The sequence below is a fragment of the Burkholderia sp. AcTa6-5 genome, from assembly GCF_017815075.1.
Classification (GTDB): Bacteria; Pseudomonadota; Gammaproteobacteria; order Burkholderiales; family Burkholderiaceae; genus Burkholderia; species Burkholderia sola.
The window spans coordinates 197,244-214,917 of sequence record NZ_JAGIQE010000011.1 but is presented as its reverse complement, the minus strand read 5'-3'; the positions used below and the strand labels follow the sequence as shown (position 1 = coordinate 214,917).

Genomic DNA, 17,674 nt, shown 5'->3' with positions numbered 1-17,674 from the left:
TCCACCGACGACAAGGAGTGAACGATGCGATTCATGATCATGATCCGGGCGAATGCCGTCAGCGAATCCGACGCGTTGCCGGACAACCGGCTGGTCGAGGCGATGACGGTCTATCACGAGGAACTGGCGAAGGCCGGCGTGCTGCTCGACGCCAACGGCCTGAGGCCGAGCGCCCACGGCTGGCGCGTGCGCTACACGGGCGGCAAGGGCACGGTGATCGACGGCCCGTTCGCCGAAACGAAGGAACTGATCGCCGGCTACACGCTGATCCAGGTGCGCTCGCGCGACGAGGCGCTCGAATGGACGCGCCGGTTCCCCGCGCCGTTCGGCGCCGAGCTCGATTGCGAGATCGAGGTGCGGCCGCTGTTCGAGCTCGACGACCTGACGCCGAGCGACGCGGTCGAGCGGTTCCGCGATCTCCACGTCGGCCGCAGCCACGCCTGAATCCAATCTCACCGGGAGCACCCGTCATGCACAAGATGGTTTTCATCAACCTGCCGGTAGCCGACCTGCCGCGCGCGAAGACGTTCTACCAGGCGCTCGGCTTCGAGGTCGTGCCGGCCTATACCAACGAGCAGGCCGCCTGCATCAAGATCAGCGATGCGATCTTCGCGATGCTGCTCGTGCGGCCGTTTTTCCAGACCTTCACCGACAAGACCATCATCGATCCGGCGACGCACATCCAGGTGCTGTCGTGCCTGTCGTGCGATAGCCGCGCCGAAGTCGACACGCTCGTCGCGAAGGCGCTGGCGGCCGGCGGGGCCGCGCCGCAGGCGCCGCGCGAGTACCCGAACATGTACGGCCACGGGTTCACCGATCCGGACGGCCACACGTGGGAACTGATGGCCATGCCGCTGGAGGCGTCCGCCCAGGGGCAGGCGTCGTGACGCATGAGGCGACGCATCGTGCGATCGAAGCGGTCTGGCGAATCGAGGCGCCGAAGATCATCGCGCGCGCCGCGCGCGTGGTGCGCGACGTCGGCGTGGCCGAGGAACTGGCGCAGGACACGCTCGTCGCGGCGCTCGAGCACTGGCCCGTCGACGGCGTGCCCGACAACCCGGCCGCCTGGCTGATGACGGCCGTGAAGCGTCGCGCGCTCGACCGGGTCCGGCAGGAGTCGCTTCATTTGGCCAAGCGCGACCAGCTTGGCCACGAGATGGACGCGCTCGAAGCGCACGTCGTCCCCGACATCGCCGATGCGCTCGCCGACGCGCGCGACGACGACATCGGCGACGATCTGCTGCGGCTGATCTTCACGTCGTGCCACCCGGTGCTGTCGACCGACGCGCGCGTCGCGCTGACGCTGCGGCTGCTCGGCGGGCTGACGACGGGCGAGATCGCGCGCGCATTCCTGACGCCGGAGCCGACGATCGCGCAGCGGATCGTGCGCGCGAAGCGCACGCTCGCGGCCGCGCACGTGCCGTTCGAGGTGCCGGCCGCCGATGCGCGGCCCGCGCGGCTCGCGTCGGTGCTCGAAGTGATCTATCTCGTGTTCAACGAAGGCCATGCGGCGACGGCGGGCGACGACTGGATGCGCCCGGCGCTGTGCGACGAGGCGTTGCGGCTCGGCCGCGTGCTGGCCGGCCTCGCGCCGGACGAAAGCGAAGTGCTCGGGCTCGTCGCGCTGATGGAGTTGCAGGCGTCGCGCATGCATGCCCGCGTCGACGCGCAGGGCCGGCCCGTGCTGCTGCTCGACCAGGACCGCAGCCGCTGGGATCCGTTGCTGATCCGGCGCGGCCTCGCGGCGCTGGAGCGGGCGACGAAGCTCGGCGGCGTGCGCGGGCCGTATGCGCTGCAGGCCGCGCTTGCCGCGTGCCACGCGCGGGCGCGGCACGCGGCGGACACGGATTGGGCGCAGATCGTCGCGCTGTATGACGCGCTCGCCGAAGTCGCGCCGTCGCCGGTCGTCGAGCTGAATCGCGCGGTCGCGGTGGGGATGGCGTTCGGGCCGGCCGCCGCGCTCGAACTCGTCGACGTGCTGCGCGACGATCCGGCGCTCGCGCGCTATCACTGGCTGCCGAGCGTGCGCGGCGATCTGCTCGCGAAGCTCGGCCGCGCCGACGAGGCGAAGCTGGAATTCCGCCGCGCGGCGGAACTGACGCGCAACGAGCGTGAGCGCGAATTGCTGCTGAAGCGCGCGATGGATGCGTGACGCGTGACGCGCGCGGCGCCGCCGCGCACCGCACACTACCCGCCGTCCCGTCCGCTCCCGCGCACCGCATGGCGCCCGTCTTCCCGCCATCCGCCGCACACCGCCCCCCGACACTATCGCCCGCATTGAAAAAGCCTATTGGGGGATGCGAACGCGAGCGCCTAGATTGAAGAGCACGACGCGCGCCCGGCGCACGCATCGTTCCCCACATATCTGATCGGCCCGGCGTCGCACGCGGCCGCGCCGACTCGAACGGAGGCGCAAATGGCTCAACTCAAGGGCAGCAAGACCGAAGAGAACCTGAAGGCCGCATTCGCGGGCGAATCGCAGGCGAATCGGCGCTATCTGTATTTCGCGTCGAAGGCCGACGTCGAGGGGCAGAACGACGTCGCCGCGCTGTTCCGCTCGACCGCCGAAGGCGAAACCGGTCATGCGCACGGCCATCTCGAATACCTGGAAACCGTCGGCGATCCGGCCACGGGCCTGCCGTTCGGTTCGTCGCGGCTGAATCTCGAATCGGCGATCGCCGGCGAAACGCACGAATACACCGACATGTATCCGGGCATGGCGAAAACCGCGCGCGACGAGGGGTTCGACGAAATCGCGAACTGGTTCGAGACGCTCGCGAAGGCCGAACGCAGCCACGCGAACCGCTACACGAAGGCGCTCGACAGTCTCGTCGACTGACGGGCCGCCGCGGGCCGTACGGCATCGCCGTGCGACCGGCACGCGGCCGGCTGTTCGTTCATCGCCGCCCGCATCGTGCGGGCGGTGCGCTTGCGCACATGCGCGTCATGCGGGAGCGCCCCATGCCCCACAAGGAAGGCAGTCTCGAAGCGCCGACCCGGCATCCGCTCGACTGGCAGTCCGAAGCGTTCTACGACCAGGCCGAGATCGATGCGGAAATGACCCGCGTATTCGACATCTGCGCCGGCTGCCGGCGCTGCGTGTCGCTGTGCGGCGCGTTTCCGGCGCTGTTCGACCTGGTCGACGACACGCCGATGGGCGACGTCGAGGACGTGCCGAAGGAAGCGTTCGGCAAGGTCGTCGACCAGTGCTATCTGTGCGACCTCTGCTACATGACGAAATGCCCGTACGTGCCGCCGCATGCATGGAACGTCGACTTCCCGCACCTGATGTTGCGCGGCAAGGCCGCGCGTTACAAGCGCGGCGAAGCGACGCTGCGCGACAAGGTGCTGTCGAATACCGATGCGCTCGGCCATTTCGCCGGCATTCCGGTCGTCACGCAGACGATCAACGCGGTGAACCGCACGCCGCCCGCGCGCCACGCGCTCGAAGCGGCGCTCGGCGTCGATCGCCATGCGTGGCTGCCGGAGTTCGCGCCGCGCACGTTCCGGCGCGCAGCCGAGCGCTCGGCGAACCCGCCCGTGCGCGACGGCGAACGCACGCCCGGCAAGGTCGCGATCTACGCGACGTGCTACGTGAATTTCAACGAGCCGGGGATCGGCCACGACCTGCTCGCGATCCTCGCGCACAACGAGATCCCGTACGAACTCGTCACGCGCGAAGCGTGCTGCGGGATGCCGCTGCTGGAGCAAGGCAACCTCGCCGGCGTCGCCGCGAAGCAGGCGGTGAACATCCCGGTGCTCGAACGCTACGCACGTGAAGGCTATGCGCTGATCGGCGCGATCCCGAGCTGCGTGCTGATGTACAAGAGCGAGCTGCCGCTGATGTTTCCCGCCGACCCGGCCGTGCGCGCGGTGGCCGACGCGTTCTGGGACCCGTTCGAATACGTGATCGCGCGCCATCGCGACGGGCTGCTGAAGACCGATTTCAAGACCGGCCTCGGCAGTGTGTCGTATCACGTGCCGTGCCATGCGCGCGTGCAGAACATCGGCCGCAAGACGGCCGATGCGCTGTCGCTCGTGCCCGATACGCGCGTGACCGTCGTCGAGCGTTGCTCGGGCCACGCGGGCACGTTCGGCGTGAAGAAGGAATTTCATGCGGACGCGATGCGGATCGGCACGCCGGTGTTCAAGGCGATGGCCGAGCCGCGGCCGGACGTCGTGTCGTCCGACTGCGCGCTCGCCGGCCATCACATCGTGCAGGGCATCGACGAGAACGGGCTGCCGCCGGCGCCGCTCGCGCATCCGCTGACGCTGCTGCGGCGCGCGTACGGCATCTGAGCGGCGGCCGACCATCACGAGGACTTCCATGACGCTGACCCGCGACTCCCTGCTGACGCTCGAAGCGTACGCGAAGATCCGCAAGGCCGAACACGCGCGACTCGTCGCGTACAAGCGCCGCCGCGCGGTGGCGCTCGGCAACCACCTGCGTTTTATGTTCGAGGACGAGACGACGATCCGTTATCAGATCCACGAGATGCTGCATATCGAGAAAATCTTCGACGAAGCCGGCATCGAAGGGGAACTGGAAGCGTATCTGCCGCTGGTGCCCGACGGCACCAACCTGAAGGCGACGATGCAGATCGAGTACGAGCACGAGATCGAACGGCGCGCGGCGCTCGCGCGGCTGATCGGTGTCGAGGATCGCGTGTACCTGCGGGTCGACGGGCACGCGAGCGTCTACGCGATCGCCGACGAGGATCTCGAGCGCGACAACGCGGAGAAGACGTCGGCCGTGCACTTCGTCCGCTTCGAGTTCGATGCGCCGATGCGCGCGGCGCTCAAGGGCGGGGCGGCGCTGTCGATCGGCTGCGATCATCCGGCCTACACGATGCCCGCGCAGCGCATCGACGCGGACGTGACCGCGTCGCTGGCAGGCGATCTGCGCTAGCGCCGCCGTCGTCGCGAGCCGCGCAAGCCGGCTTCCCCCTTTCCGTTCGGACCCGAAACAGCCGCGTCGCAGCCCTGCGGCGCGGCCGCTTGCCGGTTGCGGCGAAAATGTAACAAGCGTGACGGATTTGCATGCGGGGACAGAGTGGGCGCGCGGCGTCAGCGTATTTTCATTCCTCGCAGCGAAACAATAAAAAGATTGTGCATCGAGATAATTTGATTCAGGTCAAATTGAATGATTTACCGATTCGTGAATAACTTGTTACGAATTTTTCCCTGATTTACCGATTCCCCGTAACCCTTCCGGAAGAGCTTGCCGGCTAGGGTCGGAGCAGGCGGAAACTGCCGTTTCAGCGCATTCTTCAGACGCTGCGGAGCCCCGCCAGACGGGCCTTTGCAGCCGTCGGCATAAAGATCCCGCAAAAAAATTCAAGCGTAAATGGATTGCTCGCCGATGGCAGGTTGTTTCAGTGCGTAACATTAAGTCATTGTCATATTGAGATAAACCCTGAGGATGGTATGCTTCGTGCACAAAAATTCCCACATTGGAGTGAGACCGCGATTTGTGCGCCATTGCCGGGAATCGCGGCACCGTGAAAGTGCGGTGTCGCCCGGTATGCACAACGCCGGATAACCATAATGTGCAACCTGGCCGCCCCGCGACGCGATGTGTCGTGACGGCGCCGCCAATCGCAGCCCCGGCCTGGCTGCGTGGAGAGATTGACTATGTTCTTCGATGAGCTTAACGATGAAGAGTGGTTTCGCCTTTCAGCGCTGATCGCCGATGAACCCATCAGGCTGAACCGTCGTGGGCGTCCACGTGCCGAACCGCGCGTCGTCGCGAACGCGGTGCTCTGGATCCTGACGACCGGCGAAGCCTGGTCCAAGCTGCCCGGCCGCTATCCGTCCGGGCCGACGTGCCGCCGTCGCTACGAGGAGTGGCTCGCGAACGGCACGCTGCTGAAGATGATCGACGTGCTGACCCAGTTCAGCGGGCGCACGTTCGCGTATATTCCGCCGCCGCCGGAGGCCGTCGTGCCGGCCCGCCGCGCGGAGCCCGCGCCCGACAACGACCGTCTGCGCGGCGTGTTCTGGCAGAACCCCGAGTCGTGGCAATTGCCAGGCGCGCAGGCAAACGTTTGGCAGGGCGAGGGTGCGTCGCTGAGCGCGATGGCGGACGACCCGATGGACGGCCGCGCCGACGTGTCGTTTACCGTGCCCGGTGCGCCGGCCGCGGAGTTGCGGCATGCGCGGGCGTCGGCCGCGAGCTTCGCCGCGGCCGAGCCGCAGGTCGACGAGTATCGCGGCTATACGATCAGCGGCATCGCGCAGCCCGTGCAGAACCTGATGTATCGCGCGTGGGCCGAGATCTCGCAGGACGACCGTCGGGTCGAACGCTCGGGCCTGATCGGCCCGCGCTTCACCGACGCCGAGGCGGCCGAGCAGTACGCGCTCGACTGGGCGCGCCAGTGGATCGATCGCCACGGTGCGAGCGACGCACCGGCGCGCGAGCCGCAGGGCGAAGTGCTGGCCGGCTTGTCGGCGCTGGCGCGCGCGGAATCGGACATCAAGCGCTTCATCGCCGAGCGTCGCGCGGGCGCGTTGTCGGAAAGCCGCAACGATCCCGTGCAGGCGGAGCGTCGCGAGTACGCGTACCGCGTGGGCTGATCGCCGTTGCCGTGTCACGCGCGGGCCGTCGTGTGCCACGACGCCCGCGCGGAAGTCCCGTGTCTCCATGTCTGCCTTGCTCGGGCGCCGCTGTGGAAGCGGCGCCCTTTATTGCATGACGCGTTACTGCCGGCCGTAGGTATCGTCGAAGCGGACGATGTCGTCCTCGCCGAGATACGCCCCTGATTGCACCTCGATCAGCTCGAGCGGCATCTTGCCCGGGTTTTCCAGGCGGTGCGACACGCCGAGCGGAATGTACGTCGATTCGTTTTCGGACAGCAGGAACGTTTCGTCGCCGCGCGTGATGCGCGCGGTGCCGCGCACGACGATCCAGTGTTCGGCGCGGTGGTGGTGCATCTGCAGCGACAGTTGCGCGCCCGGCTTCACGACGATGCGTTTCACCTGGAAGCGCTCGCCCGTGTCGACCGAGTCGTAGTGGCCCCACGGACGATGCACCTTGCGGTGATCGGTCGCTTCGGTGCCTTGTCGCGCCTTGATGTGCCCGACGATCTTCTTCACGTCCTGCACGCGCGATTTATCCGCGACGAGCACGGCGTCGGGCGTTTCGACGACGACCAGGTTTTGCGTGCCGACGCACGCGACGAGCCGGCTTTCCGAATGCGCGAACGTCGAGTCGGCGCCTTCGAACAGCACGTGCCCGCGGCCGACGTTCCCGGCGTCGTCCTTCGGCGAGATCTGCCAGATCGCGTCCCACGAGCCGACGTCCGACCAGCCCGCGTCGAGCGGCACGACGACGCTTTCGCACAGTTGCGGCAGGCTCGCGAGCGGTTCCATCACCGCGTAGTCGATCGAGTTCGACGGCGACGCGGCGAACGCATCGCGATCGACGCGGAAGAAATCGCCGTCTTCCTTGCCCTGTGCGACCGCCTGTTCGCAGGCCGCGTAGATCTCGGGTTCGAGCTGCCGGATCGCCTTGAGCCAGACCGACGCGCGCACGATGAAGATCCCGCTGTTCCACCAGTATTCGCCCGACGCGACGTACTGCTGCGCGAGTTCGAGATGCGGCTTCTCGACGAAACGGTCGAGGCGGCGTACGTCGAGGCCGCCCGTGCCGGCGTCGCCGAGCGGCGCGCCGACGCGGATATAGCCGTAGCCGGTTTCCGCGTGCTTCGGCACGATGCCCATCGTCGCGATCTTGCCTTGCGCCGCGCAGTGCACGCCGGCCGCGACGGCCGCGTGAAAGCGCGGCACGTCCGCGACCGCATGGTCGGCGGGCATCACGGTCATCACCGCGTCGTTGCCGCCGGCGACGAGCCGCAACGCGGCGAGCGTCAGCGCGGGCGCGGTGTCGCGGCCGAGCGGCTCGAGCATGATGGTCGCGTGCTTGGCCGTCAGGCGCAGCTGTTCGGCGGTCGTGAAGCGGTGATCCTCGCCGCACACGATCAGCACGTCGTCGTTCAGCGGGTGATCGGCGATCAGGCCGTCGAGGCGCAGTGCGGTGGACTGCAGCAGCGAATGATCGCCGAGCAGGCCGATCAGCTGTTTCGGAAAGCGCTCGCGCGACATCGGCCACAGGCGCGTGCCGGAACCGCCGGCGAGAATCACGGGCTGCACGGCGAGGCGGGTACCGACGGCGGGCGTGCCGACGGCGGGTGCGGCGGAAGAAGAATGGCGCGTTTCGGCGACCACTGCCGGAGCATTCATGATGACACTCTCCACGGTTGAAGTCAGTGCCTGTCGTTGTAGCATGAAGTAAATCGACAATAAAACCGGACCCAATGCCGGATATCCGCCGCGCCGTCATCTGGAAGAACTTTCCGCGGTAGCACCGGCCGCAAATAAAAAAATAAAAAATAATTCCCGGCGCCAGCCTGCCGCGCCCGCCCGCAAAGGGCGAGCGGAAAGCGTAAAGATTCAGAAAAAATCCCCGATCGAGCCCGATTCGGGAAATCATGCCGATTTAATTAAAAAAGATCGCGGCAAGAATTTCCGATTATTTTTCGAAATACTTGTGCGCTTGAGGATGAATTTTCTTGTCGCTTCAATAGCGTCATGCAACGTTTGAATCGAATGTGCGGCACGGGTCGCGCAAGGCGCTGTTCGGCAAACGCCTGTTCAAAGAAGAGGAAACAGACATGTTGAGCGTGCTGGCGAGAGTCATCGATATCGCGATGGTCGTGACGGGCGCGCTGATCGCGGCCGCGTTGCACGACGGCAGCATCGGGCTCAGCGACCTGCAGCGCACGACGGTGCTGTTCGACTGCCTGCTGGTCGTCGTGTTCTTTCCGGCCATCGGCATCTACCAGTCGTGGCGCGGCAAGCGTCTCGTCGGGCTGGTGGTGCGCGTGGCGTTCGCGTGGCTCGCGGTCGAGCTCGCGGGCATCCTGATGAGTTTCAGTTTTCACCAGTCGGGCGACCTGTCGCGGCTGTGGCTCGGCTACTGGGCGCTCGTGACGATGGCGCTGCTCGCCGGCTCGAAGACCTGCGTGCACGTCGTGCTGCGGCAGTTGCGCCGCGGCGGCTACAACCTGAAGGCGGTCGCGATCGTCGGCGGCACGCCGGCGGCGCGGCGGCTGATCGCGCAGATGCGGGCGCGGCCGGAAGCCGGCTTCAACCCTGTGTGCGTGTACGACGAAAGCGAGGCGCCGGGCGAAGTCGCGCTCGACGACGTGCGCATCGAGCGGCAGTTCGAATCGCTGGTGTGGCTGGTGCGCAGCCGCGCGATCAGCGAGCTGTGGCTCACGCTGCCGATCACGGAGGAGCGCCGGATTCACCAGATCGTGACGGTGTTCCGCCACGACTTCGTGAACATCCGCTTCATCCCGGACGTGCGCACGCTGTCGTTCTTCAACCAGGAAGTGGTCGAGGTGCTCGGCGTGCCGGCGATCAACCTCGCGGCGTCGCCGATCACCGACGTGCGGATCCTGCCGAAGTTCGTGTTCGACCGGCTGTTCGCGCTGGCGGCGCTCGCCGCGCTCGCGCCGGTGATGGTGCTGATCGCGGCGCTGATCAAGCTGACCTCGCGCGGGCCGGTGTTCTTTCGGCAGAAGCGCAAGGGCATCGACGGGCACGAGTTCGAGATCTACAAGTTTCGCTCGATGAAGGTGCACCAGGAAGTGGCCGGGCAGGTCACGCAGGCGACCAAGAACGACTCGCGCGTGACGCCGGTCGGCCGGTTCCTGCGGCGCACGAGCCTCGACGAGCTGCCGCAGTTCATCAACGTGCTGAAGGGCGAGATGTCGGTGGTCGGCCCGCGCCCGCATGCGCTCGCGCACGACGACATCTACAAGGATCTGGTCAAGGGCTACATGTTCCGCTACCGGATCAAGCCCGGCATCACCGGGTGGGCGCAGATCAACGGCTATCGCGGCGAGACCGACCAGATCGAGAAGATGATGGGCCGCGTGAAGCTCGACCTGTACTACATGCAGAACTGGTCGTTCTGGCTCGACATCAAGATCGTCGTGCTGACGCTGTGGAAAGGCTTCACCGGCAGCAACGCGTACTGACACCGACGCGCTGCGTCGCACAGGCATTCCGGTTTTCCGAATTTCGAATCATTGGTCAAGGGGTCCGACACATCATGAATCTGACTATCATCGGCAGCGGTTACGTAGGGCTTGTCACCGGCGCCTGTCTCGCCGACATCGGGCACGACGTGTTCTGTCTCGACGTCGACCAGGCAAAGATCGACATCCTGAACAACGGCGGCGTGCCGATCCACGAGCCGGGCCTGAAGGAAGTGATCGCGCGCAACCGCTCGGCCGGCCGCCTGCGCTTCTCGACCGACATCGAGGCCGCGGTCGCGCACGGCGACGTGCAGTTCATCGCGGTCGGCACGCCGCCCGACGAGGACGGCTCGGCCGACCTGCAATACGTGCTCGCGGCGGCGCGCAACATCGGCCGCTACATGACCGGCTTCAAGGTGATCGTCGACAAGTCGACGGTGCCGGTCGGCACGGCCGAGCGCGTGCGCGCGGCGGTTGCCGAGGAGCTCGCGAAGCGCGGCGGCGACCAGATGTTCTCGGTCGTGTCGAATCCGGAATTCCTGAAGGAAGGCGCGGCTGTCGACGATTTCACGCGGCCGGACCGCATCGTGATCGGCTGCGACGACGACGTGCCGGGCGAGCGCGCGCGCGAGCTGATGAAGAAGCTCTACGCGCCGTTCAACCGCAATCACGAGCGCACGCTGTACATGGACGTGCGCTCGGCCGAGTTCACGAAATACGCGGCGAACGCGATGCTCGCGACGCGCATCTCGTTCATGAACGAGCTGGCGAACCTCGCCGACCGCTTCGGCGCGGACATCGAGGCCGTGCGCCGCGGGATCGGCTCCGATCCGCGCATCGGCTACCATTTCCTGTACGCCGGCTGCGGCTACGGCGGCTCGTGCTTCCCGAAGGACGTCGAGGCGCTGATCCGCACGGCCGACGAGCACGGCCAGTCGCTGCAGATCCTGAAGGCCGTGTCGTCGGTCAACGCGACGCAAAAGCGCGTGCTCGCCGACAAGATCGTCGCGCGTTTCGGCGAGGACCTGAGCGGCCGCACGTTCGCGCTGTGGGGCCTGGCCTTCAAGCCGAACACCGACGACATGCGCGAGGCGCCGAGCCGCGAGCTGATCGCCGAGCTGCTGTCGCGCGGCGCGCGCGTCGCCGCGTACGACCCGGTCGCGCAGCAGGAAGCGCGCCGCGTGCTCGCGCTCGATCTCGCCGATCACCCGAGCTGGCTCGAGCGCCTGTCGTTCGTCGACGACGAGGCGCAGGCTGCGCGCGACGCCGACGCGCTCGTGATCGTCACCGAATGGAAGGCGTTCAAGAGCCCCGACTTCGTCGCGCTCGGCCGCCTGTGGAAGGCGCCCGTGATCTTCGACGGCCGCAACCTGTACGAGCCGGAGACGATGAGCGAGCAGGGCATCGAGTACCACCCGATCGGCCGGCCGGGCTCGCGCCAGGCCGTCGCCGCGCGCGTGCCGGGCGCCGCGCGCGCGAGCGCGTAACCCGTTTTTCGTCACTCGTTACGAGACGCCATGTTCCGGAACATCCTGATCGTCTGCCACGCGAACGTCTGCCGCAGCCCGGCGGCGGAAATGCTGTTCAAGTCGCACGCCGCGTCGCGCGGCGGCCCGCGTCCGACGTTTCATTCGGCCGGCGTCCACGCGAACGACGGCGACGGCATCGATCCGGTGATGCGGCAACTGCTGGCCGAGCGGGGCGTCGATGCGACGACCCATCGCTCGCGGCGGCTGTCGCGCCGGATCGTGCGCGACGCCGACCTGATTCTCGTCAGCGAGCGCCGACAGATCGCGGCCGTCGAAGCGGTCGATCCGTTCGCACGCGGCAAGGTCCACCTGCTCGGCAAGTGGGAAGGGGCCGAGATCGCGGACCCGCACGGCGGCCCCGAGGCCGACTACCGCGAGAGCTACTCACTGATCGAACGTCTGGTTCAAGGATGGCTACAGAAACTATGCTGAAACGCCCGATGCGCCCGGTGGCGCTTGCCGTCGCGCTGACGACTTTCCTGTCAGCCTGTGCAACCGCGCCCGGCAACTACCTCGACTCGTCGAACCTGAAGGACGAAGGCCGGCAGGAAGCGGCCGAAACCTATCCGGTTCATTACATCGACGCCAAAGTGGTGATGGACCAGCTGCAGAAAGCACAGGTCGATCATCCGCTGCCGCCCGGGCGCTATACCGATCCGTCGCAGTACACGTATCGCGTCGGCCCGCAGGACATCCTCGGCGTCACCGTGTGGGACCACCCGGAGCTGACGACGCCGCAGGGCCAGTCGTTCTCGAGCGGCGGCAACACGACGCAATCGGTCGCGGGCGCGTTGCAGCAGCCGTATACGACCGCGCTGCCGGGCCAGGCCGATCCGTACGGCCAGACGGTTGCCGCCGACGGCACGATCTTCTTCCCGTTCGTCGGGCGGATTCGCGTGGCGGGCAAGACGGTCGCGCAGATCCGCGACGAGATGGCGTCCAGCCTGTCGCGCTACGTGAAGAATCCGCAGCTCGACGTGCGCGTGCTGTCGTTCCGCAGCCAGAAGGTGCAGGTGACGGGCGAGGTGAAGCAGCCGGGCCCGCTCGCGGTGAGCGACGTGCCGCTCACGCTCGTCGACGCGATCTCGCGCTCCGGCGGCTCGACCGCCGAAGCCGACCTGCAGCGCGTGCGCCTGACGCGCGACGGCAAGCTGTACACGCTCGACGCGAACGGCGTGCTCGATCGCGGCGAGGTGAAGCAGAACGTGATGCTGCAGCCGGGCGACATCGTCAACGTGCCGGATCGCAGCGACAGCCGCGTGTTCATCATGGGCGAGGTCAAGACGCCGGTCACGGTGCCGATGCTCAAGGGCAGGCTGACCATCGCCGATGCGCTGACCGCGGGCGGCGGGATCCTCGACACCGATGCGAACCCGCGCAAGATCTACGTGATGCGCGGCATGCGCGACAACCCGACGAAGCCCGAAGTGTTCCGCCTCGACATGACGCAGCCCGATGCGCTGATGCTGTCGAGCCGCTTCCCGCTTCAGCCGCTCGACGTCGTCTACGTCAGCACGGCCGGCTCGGTGCAGTTCAACCGTGTGCTGCAGCAGGTGCTGCCGACGATCCAGACGATCTTCTACATGCGGCAAATCACGCGCTGATAGCCCGCCGGGGCGGCGTCCGCCCCCCCGGCACCACTCAAGCGGGAACGAATGGTGAACACGCAAGCGAAACACTCCTACGCGGACCTGACCGCGAAGACCGAGGAAGAGGACTTCGTTCTCGGCCAGTTGCTCCAGGTGATCATGGACGACATCTGGCTGCTGATCGGCATCGCGGTGACGGTCATCGCGCTCGCCGGCCTCTACTGCTTCATCGCGAAGCCGGTCTACCAGGCGGACGTGCACGTGCGGGTCGAGGGCAACGACAACACGTCGCAGGCGCTCACGCAGACGCAGACGGGCGCGTCGATCAACAGCGGCCCGCAGCAGGCGCCGACCGACGCGGAAATCGAGATCATCAAGAGCCGCGGCGTGGTCACGCCGGTCGTCGAGCAGTTCAAGCTGAACTTTTCGATCGCGCCGAAGACGCTGCCGGTGCTCGGCAGCCTCGCCGCGCGCCTCGCGACGCCGGGCGAGCCGTCGCGGCCGTGGCTCGGCCTGAAATCGTACGCGTGGGGCGGCGAGCTCGCCGACGTCGACTCGATCAGCGTCGTGCCGGCGCTCGAAGGCAAGAAGCTGACGCTGACGGCCGGCCCGAACGGCACCTATTCGCTGGTCGACGAGAACGGCACGCGGCTGCTGGCCGGTCGCGTCGGCGAAGCGGCGCAGGGCGGCGGCGTGACGCTGCTCGTGCAGAAGCTCGTCGCGCGCCCCGGCACGCAATTCACGGTGGTGCGCTACAACGATCTCGACGCGATCAGCGGCTTCCAGGCCGGCATCCAGGTGAGCGAGCAGGGCAAGCAGACGGGCGTCGTGCAGATTTCGCTGGAAGGCAAGGATCCGGACCAGACCGCCGCGATCGCGAACGCGCTCGCGCAGTCGTACCTGAACCAGCACGTGGTCGCGAAGCAGGCGGAAGCGACCAAGATGCTCGACTTCCTGAAGGGCGAGGAGCCGCGCCTGAAGGCCGACCTCGAACGCGCGGAAGCCGCGCTCACGCAATACCAGCGCACGTCGGGTTCGATCAACGCGAGCGACGAGGCGAAGGTCTACCTCCAGGGCAGCGTGCAATACGAACAGCAGATCGCCGCGCAGCGCCTGCAGCTCGCATCGCTCGCGCAGCGCTTCACCGATTCGCACCCGATGGTGATCGCCGCGAAGCAGCAGCTCGCGGAGCTGCAGGGCGAGAAGGACAAGTTCAGCAACCGCTTCCGCAGCCTGCCGGCGACCGAGGTGAAGGCCGTTCAGCTGCAGCGCGACGCGAAGGTCGCCGAGGACATCTACGTGCTGCTGCTGAACCGCGTGCAGGAGCTGTCGGTGCAGAAGGCCGGCACGGGCGGCAACATCCACCTGATCGACTCGGCGCTGCGTCCGGGCGCGCCGGTCAAGCCGAAGAAGGTGCTGATCCTGTCGGCCGCCGTGTTCCTCGGGCTGATCCTCGGCACGGGCGTCGTGTTCCTGCGTCGCAACCTGTTCCAGGGCATCGAGGATCCCGACCGCATCGAGCGCACGTTCAACCTGCCGCTGTACGGGCTGGTGCCGCAAAGCGCCGAGCAGGTGAAGCTCGACGCGGCCGCGGAGAAGGGCGGCAGCCGTGCGCGGCCGATCCTCGCGAGCCTGCGTCCGAAGGACCTGAGCGTCGAAAGCATGCGCAGCCTGCGCACCGCGATGCAGTTCGCGATGATGGACGCGAAGAACCGCGTGATCGTGCTGACCGGCCCGACGCCGGGCATCGGCAAGAGCTTTCTGACGGTCAACCTCGCGGTGCTGCTCGCGCATTCGGGCAAGCGCGTGCTGCTGATCGACGCCGACATGCGCCGCGGGATGCTCGACCGCTACTTCGGCCTGACCGTGCAGCCGGGCCTGTCCGAGCTGCTGAGCGATCAGTCGCCGCTCGAGGAAGCGATCCGCGAGACGCCGGTGCAGGGCCTGTCGTTCATCGCGGCCGGCACGCGCCCGCCGAATCCGTCGGAGCTGCTGATGTCGACGCGCCTGCCGCAATACCTCGAAGGGCTCGGCAAGCGCTACGACGTCGTGCTGATCGATTCGCCGCCGGTGCTGGCGGTGACCGACGCAACCATCATCGGCCGCATGGCCGGCTCGACGTTCCTCGTGCTGCGCTCGGGCATGCATACCGAAGGCGAGATCGCCGATGCGATCAAGCGCCTGCGCACCGCGGGGGTCGACCTGGAAGGCGGGATCTTCAACGGCGTGCCGCCGAAGGCGCGCGGCTACGGCCGCGGCTATGCGGCCGTGCACGAATACCTGAGCGCTTGATCGCATTTCACGACACCGGGCCGGCGCGAGCGGCGCCTGCCCGGCCGACTGGAGAATCCTTGATGAAAATTTCCGTGCTCGTTCCGACCTATCGGCGTCCCGCCGACCTCGCGCGCTGCCTGCTGGCGCTGCAGCGGCAGCAGCGGCTGCCCGACGAGGTGATCGTCGTCGCGCGCCCGGAGGACGACGCCACGCACGAACGGCTCGCCGATCCGGCGGTCGGCGGCGCGCTGCCGCTACGCATCGTGCCGGTCGAGGTGGCCGGCCAGGTCGCCGCGCTGAACAAGGGGCTCGACTCGGTGAACGGCGACATCGTCGCGATCACCGACGACGATGCGGCGCCGCACGCGGACTGGCTCGCGCGCATCGAAGCCGCGTTCCTGTCCGACCCGCGCGTGGGCGCGGTCGGCGGGCGCGACTGGGTGCACGAGAAGGGCCGCTTGCTCGACGAATCGCGCGAGCTCGTTGGCCAGCTCACGCTGTCGGGCAAGATCATCGGCAATCATCACCTTGGCGTCGGCGGTGCGCGCGCCGTCGACATGCTCAAAGGCGCGAACATGAGCTACCGCCGCGCGGCGATCGAACGGCTGCGCTTCGACACGCGGCTGCGCGGCGCCGGCGCGCAGGTGCACAACGACATGGCGTTCAGCATGGAGGTGCAGCGCGCGGGCTGGACGCTGCTGTACGACCCGGCGATCGCGGTCGACCATTTCCCGGCCGAGCGCTTCGACGACGACCGGCGCGATGCGGCGTCGCTGAACGCGATCAGCAACGGCGCGTACAACCTGCAACTGACGCTGCGGGAGCATCTGCCGCCGGTACGGCGCGAGATCGCGTGGTGGTGGTGGACGCTGGTCGGCACACGCGTCTATCCGGGCTTTGCGCACGTGCTGCTGGCGCTGCCGACCGCGCGGCGTGCCCGCGTGCTCGCGCACTGGCGCGCGGTGCGCCGCGGCGCGCGCGATGCGCGTCGCACCGATCTTGCCCCCCATCGTGCGGCGATGCCGCCGGTGACGTCTTGAACGGCCTGCGCGCCTCGCGCGCGGCCATGCCCGGAGGGCTCGCATGACCACGAAGGCTGCAACGAACGTTCACGTCCATCTGTTCTACGGCGCCGATCCGCGTACCTACCGGAAAGGCGACGACATCGGCTGCCTGTACGGCTATCACCACGCCGAATCCGACGAATTCCGGCTGACCTATTCGCAGGACGGCCGCGAGAACCGCGTCGTGAGCCTCGCGCGCCGCGCGCTGAAGGCGGCGCTCGGCTTCGATATCGTGCATGCGTGGCGCAACCGCGCGACGTTGCTCGCGACCGACGTGATCTGGACGCATACCGAGCAGGAGCATCTGGCCGCCGCGCTGATCCTCAAGCTCGCCGGCGCGCAGGGCAAGCGCCCGCTGCTGCTCGCGCAGAGCGTGTGGCTGTTCGACAAGTGGGGCAGCTTCGGCGGCCCGCGCCGCTGGCTGTACCGCAAGCTGCTCGCGCGCGCCGACGCGCTGACCACGCTCGCCCGCGACAACGCCGACCTGTGCCGCCGCATCCTCGGGCGCGAAGCCGAGTTCGTTTATTACGGGCTGAACACGCAGGATTTCCCGCCGGTCGAGCCGCGGCAATGGCAGCCGAACCGGCCGCTGCGGATCGCCGCGATCGGCAACGACCGCGATCGCGACTGGCGCACGTTCCTCGCCGCGTTCGGCGGCGACGAACGCTACGACGTGCGGCTCGCGACGCGCCGCCGCGTGCCGCGCGAATGGCATGCGCCGAACGTGAAGATCGGCCCGGCGTCGGGGCTCGCGAAGCAGCACGAACTGTACGCGTGGGCCGACGTGATCGTCGTGCCGCTGCGGCCGAATTTCCATGCGTCCGGCATCACCGTGATGCTCGAGGCGGCGGCCGTCGGCAAGCCGATGATCGTGTCCGACGTGGGCGGCCTGAGCGACTACTTCCCGCACGATACGGCCGCCTATGTGCCGGCGTTCGACGCGCAGGCGATGCGCCAGGCCGCCGACCGCTTCGTCGCCGATCCGGCGGCGGCGCTCGACTGCGCGCGGGCCGCCGCCGCCTGCCTGCGCGAGCGCGACCTGACCACGCAGGCGTTCGCCGAGCAGCACGTGCGGATCACGCGCGACATGCTGCGCCGGCGCCGCACGCCCGCGGCGGCCGGCGTCGCGATGCCGCTCGCCGATTCGCACCCTTCGTCGCAGTGAGCGCGGA

Annotated in this window: 15 protein-coding genes; 14 read left to right on the top strand and 1 reads right to left on the bottom strand. The window is 67.7% G+C overall.

Going from position 1 to position 17,674, the window contains the following annotated elements; translation table 11 throughout:
* The first annotated feature begins 24 nt into the window (after positions 1–24).
* The 7 genes from J8I33_RS17270 (at position 25) to J8I33_RS17240 (ending at position 6,576) form a co-directional block, all read left to right on the top strand.
* Entirely contained in the window at positions 25–444 is a 420-nt protein-coding gene (locus J8I33_RS17270) for a YciI family protein (RefSeq protein WP_011548204.1), read from the top strand.
* 26 nt (positions 445–470) lie between these two features.
* Entirely contained in the window at positions 471–887 is a 417-nt protein-coding gene (locus J8I33_RS17265) for a VOC family protein (protein ID WP_050017363.1), read from the top strand.
* Entirely contained in the window at positions 884–2,152 is a 1,269-nt protein-coding gene (locus tag J8I33_RS17260; protein ID WP_209938297.1) for an RNA polymerase sigma factor, read from the top strand. The genes J8I33_RS17265 and J8I33_RS17260 overlap by 4 nt, the downstream gene beginning before the upstream one ends.
* Positions 2,153–2,416: 264 nt before the next feature.
* The gene (locus tag J8I33_RS17255; RefSeq protein WP_006479492.1) at positions 2,417–2,839 is read left to right on the top strand and encodes a rubrerythrin family protein; all 423 of its coding nucleotides are present in this window, start codon (positions 2,417–2,419) and stop codon (positions 2,837–2,839) included.
* A 122-nt stretch (positions 2,840–2,961) separates the two neighbouring features.
* On the top strand, positions 2,962–4,299 hold the full coding sequence (locus tag J8I33_RS17250; RefSeq protein WP_050017361.1) for a heterodisulfide reductase-related iron-sulfur binding cluster: 1,338 nt from the start codon (positions 2,962–2,964) through the stop codon (positions 4,297–4,299).
* Positions 4,300–4,327: 28 nt separating this feature from the next.
* Positions 4,328–4,909 carry a DUF3501 family protein gene (locus tag J8I33_RS17245; protein ID WP_209938295.1) on the top strand — a complete coding sequence of 194 codons (582 nt, stop codon included), beginning with the start codon at positions 4,328–4,330 and terminating at the stop codon, positions 4,907–4,909.
* Positions 4,910–5,634: 725 nt separating this feature from the next.
* On the top strand, positions 5,635–6,576 hold the full coding sequence (locus tag J8I33_RS17240; protein WP_050017951.1) for a transposase: 942 nt from the start codon (positions 5,635–5,637) through the stop codon (positions 6,574–6,576).
* Between the two features lie 123 nt (positions 6,577–6,699).
* Here the strand turns inward: J8I33_RS17240 and J8I33_RS17235 are convergent, their stop codons facing one another.
* Complete coding sequence (locus J8I33_RS17235) at positions 6,700–8,241, bottom strand: mannose-1-phosphate guanylyltransferase/mannose-6-phosphate isomerase (protein WP_124553952.1); 1,542 nt, start codon at positions 8,239–8,241, stop codon at positions 6,700–6,702.
* 431 nt (positions 8,242–8,672) lie between these two features.
* On the opposite strand from J8I33_RS17235, the gene J8I33_RS17230 reads away from it, so the two are divergent.
* The 7 genes from J8I33_RS17230 (at position 8,673) to J8I33_RS17200 (ending at position 17,667) form a co-directional block, all read left to right on the top strand.
* On the top strand, positions 8,673–10,046 hold the full coding sequence (locus J8I33_RS17230; RefSeq protein WP_050017977.1) for an undecaprenyl-phosphate glucose phosphotransferase: 1,374 nt from the start codon (positions 8,673–8,675) through the stop codon (positions 10,044–10,046).
* 74 nt (positions 10,047–10,120) lie between these two features.
* A complete protein-coding gene (locus tag J8I33_RS17225) occupies positions 10,121–11,533 on the top strand; it encodes a UDP-glucose/GDP-mannose dehydrogenase family protein (RefSeq protein WP_124553954.1) in 1,413 nt (470 codons plus the stop codon).
* Between the two features lie 30 nt (positions 11,534–11,563).
* Positions 11,564–12,007, top strand: a complete 444-nt coding sequence (locus J8I33_RS17220; RefSeq protein WP_006482944.1) for a low molecular weight protein-tyrosine-phosphatase — start codon at positions 11,564–11,566, stop codon at positions 12,005–12,007.
* Entirely contained in the window at positions 12,001–13,179 is a 1,179-nt protein-coding gene (locus J8I33_RS17215) for a polysaccharide biosynthesis/export family protein (RefSeq protein WP_050017954.1), read from the top strand. The genes J8I33_RS17220 and J8I33_RS17215 overlap by 7 nt, the downstream gene beginning before the upstream one ends.
* A 51-nt stretch (positions 13,180–13,230) precedes the next feature.
* Complete coding sequence (locus J8I33_RS17210) at positions 13,231–15,456, top strand: polysaccharide biosynthesis tyrosine autokinase (RefSeq protein ID WP_050017955.1); 2,226 nt, start codon at positions 13,231–13,233, stop codon at positions 15,454–15,456.
* A 62-nt stretch (positions 15,457–15,518) separates the two neighbouring features.
* The gene (locus J8I33_RS17205; protein WP_089489122.1) at positions 15,519–16,478 is read left to right on the top strand and encodes a glycosyltransferase family 2 protein; all 960 of its coding nucleotides are present in this window, start codon (positions 15,519–15,521) and stop codon (positions 16,476–16,478) included.
* Between the two features lie 43 nt (positions 16,479–16,521).
* Complete coding sequence (locus J8I33_RS17200; protein ID WP_050017957.1) at positions 16,522–17,667, top strand: glycosyltransferase family 4 protein; 1,146 nt, start codon at positions 16,522–16,524, stop codon at positions 17,665–17,667.
* Positions 17,668–17,674 lie beyond the last annotated feature (7 nt).

Coding starts and splice junctions, on each gene's coding strand:
- J8I33_RS17270 (WP_011548204.1), top strand. CDS start 25: ATGCGATTCATGATCATGATCCGGGCGAATGCCGTCAGCGAATCCGAC.
- J8I33_RS17265 (WP_050017363.1), top strand. CDS start 471: ATGCACAAGATGGTTTTCATCAACCTGCCGGTAGCCGACCTGCCGCGC.
- J8I33_RS17255 (WP_006479492.1), top strand. CDS start 2,417: ATGGCTCAACTCAAGGGCAGCAAGACCGAAGAGAACCTGAAGGCCGCA.
- J8I33_RS17250 (WP_050017361.1), top strand. CDS start 2,962: ATGCCCCACAAGGAAGGCAGTCTCGAAGCGCCGACCCGGCATCCGCTC.
- J8I33_RS17245 (WP_209938295.1), top strand. CDS start 4,328: ATGACGCTGACCCGCGACTCCCTGCTGACGCTCGAAGCGTACGCGAAG.
- J8I33_RS17240 (WP_050017951.1), top strand. CDS start 5,635: ATGTTCTTCGATGAGCTTAACGATGAAGAGTGGTTTCGCCTTTCAGCG.
- J8I33_RS17235 (WP_124553952.1), bottom strand. CDS start 8,241: ATGAATGCTCCGGCAGTGGTCGCCGAAACGCGCCATTCTTCTTCCGCC.
- J8I33_RS17230 (WP_050017977.1), top strand. CDS start 8,673: ATGTTGAGCGTGCTGGCGAGAGTCATCGATATCGCGATGGTCGTGACG.
- J8I33_RS17225 (WP_124553954.1), top strand. CDS start 10,121: ATGAATCTGACTATCATCGGCAGCGGTTACGTAGGGCTTGTCACCGGC.
- J8I33_RS17220 (WP_006482944.1), top strand. CDS start 11,564: ATGTTCCGGAACATCCTGATCGTCTGCCACGCGAACGTCTGCCGCAGC.
- J8I33_RS17215 (WP_050017954.1), top strand. CDS start 12,001: ATGCTGAAACGCCCGATGCGCCCGGTGGCGCTTGCCGTCGCGCTGACG.
- J8I33_RS17210 (WP_050017955.1), top strand. CDS start 13,231: ATGGTGAACACGCAAGCGAAACACTCCTACGCGGACCTGACCGCGAAG.
- J8I33_RS17205 (WP_089489122.1), top strand. CDS start 15,519: ATGAAAATTTCCGTGCTCGTTCCGACCTATCGGCGTCCCGCCGACCTC.
- J8I33_RS17200 (WP_050017957.1), top strand. CDS start 16,522: ATGACCACGAAGGCTGCAACGAACGTTCACGTCCATCTGTTCTACGGC.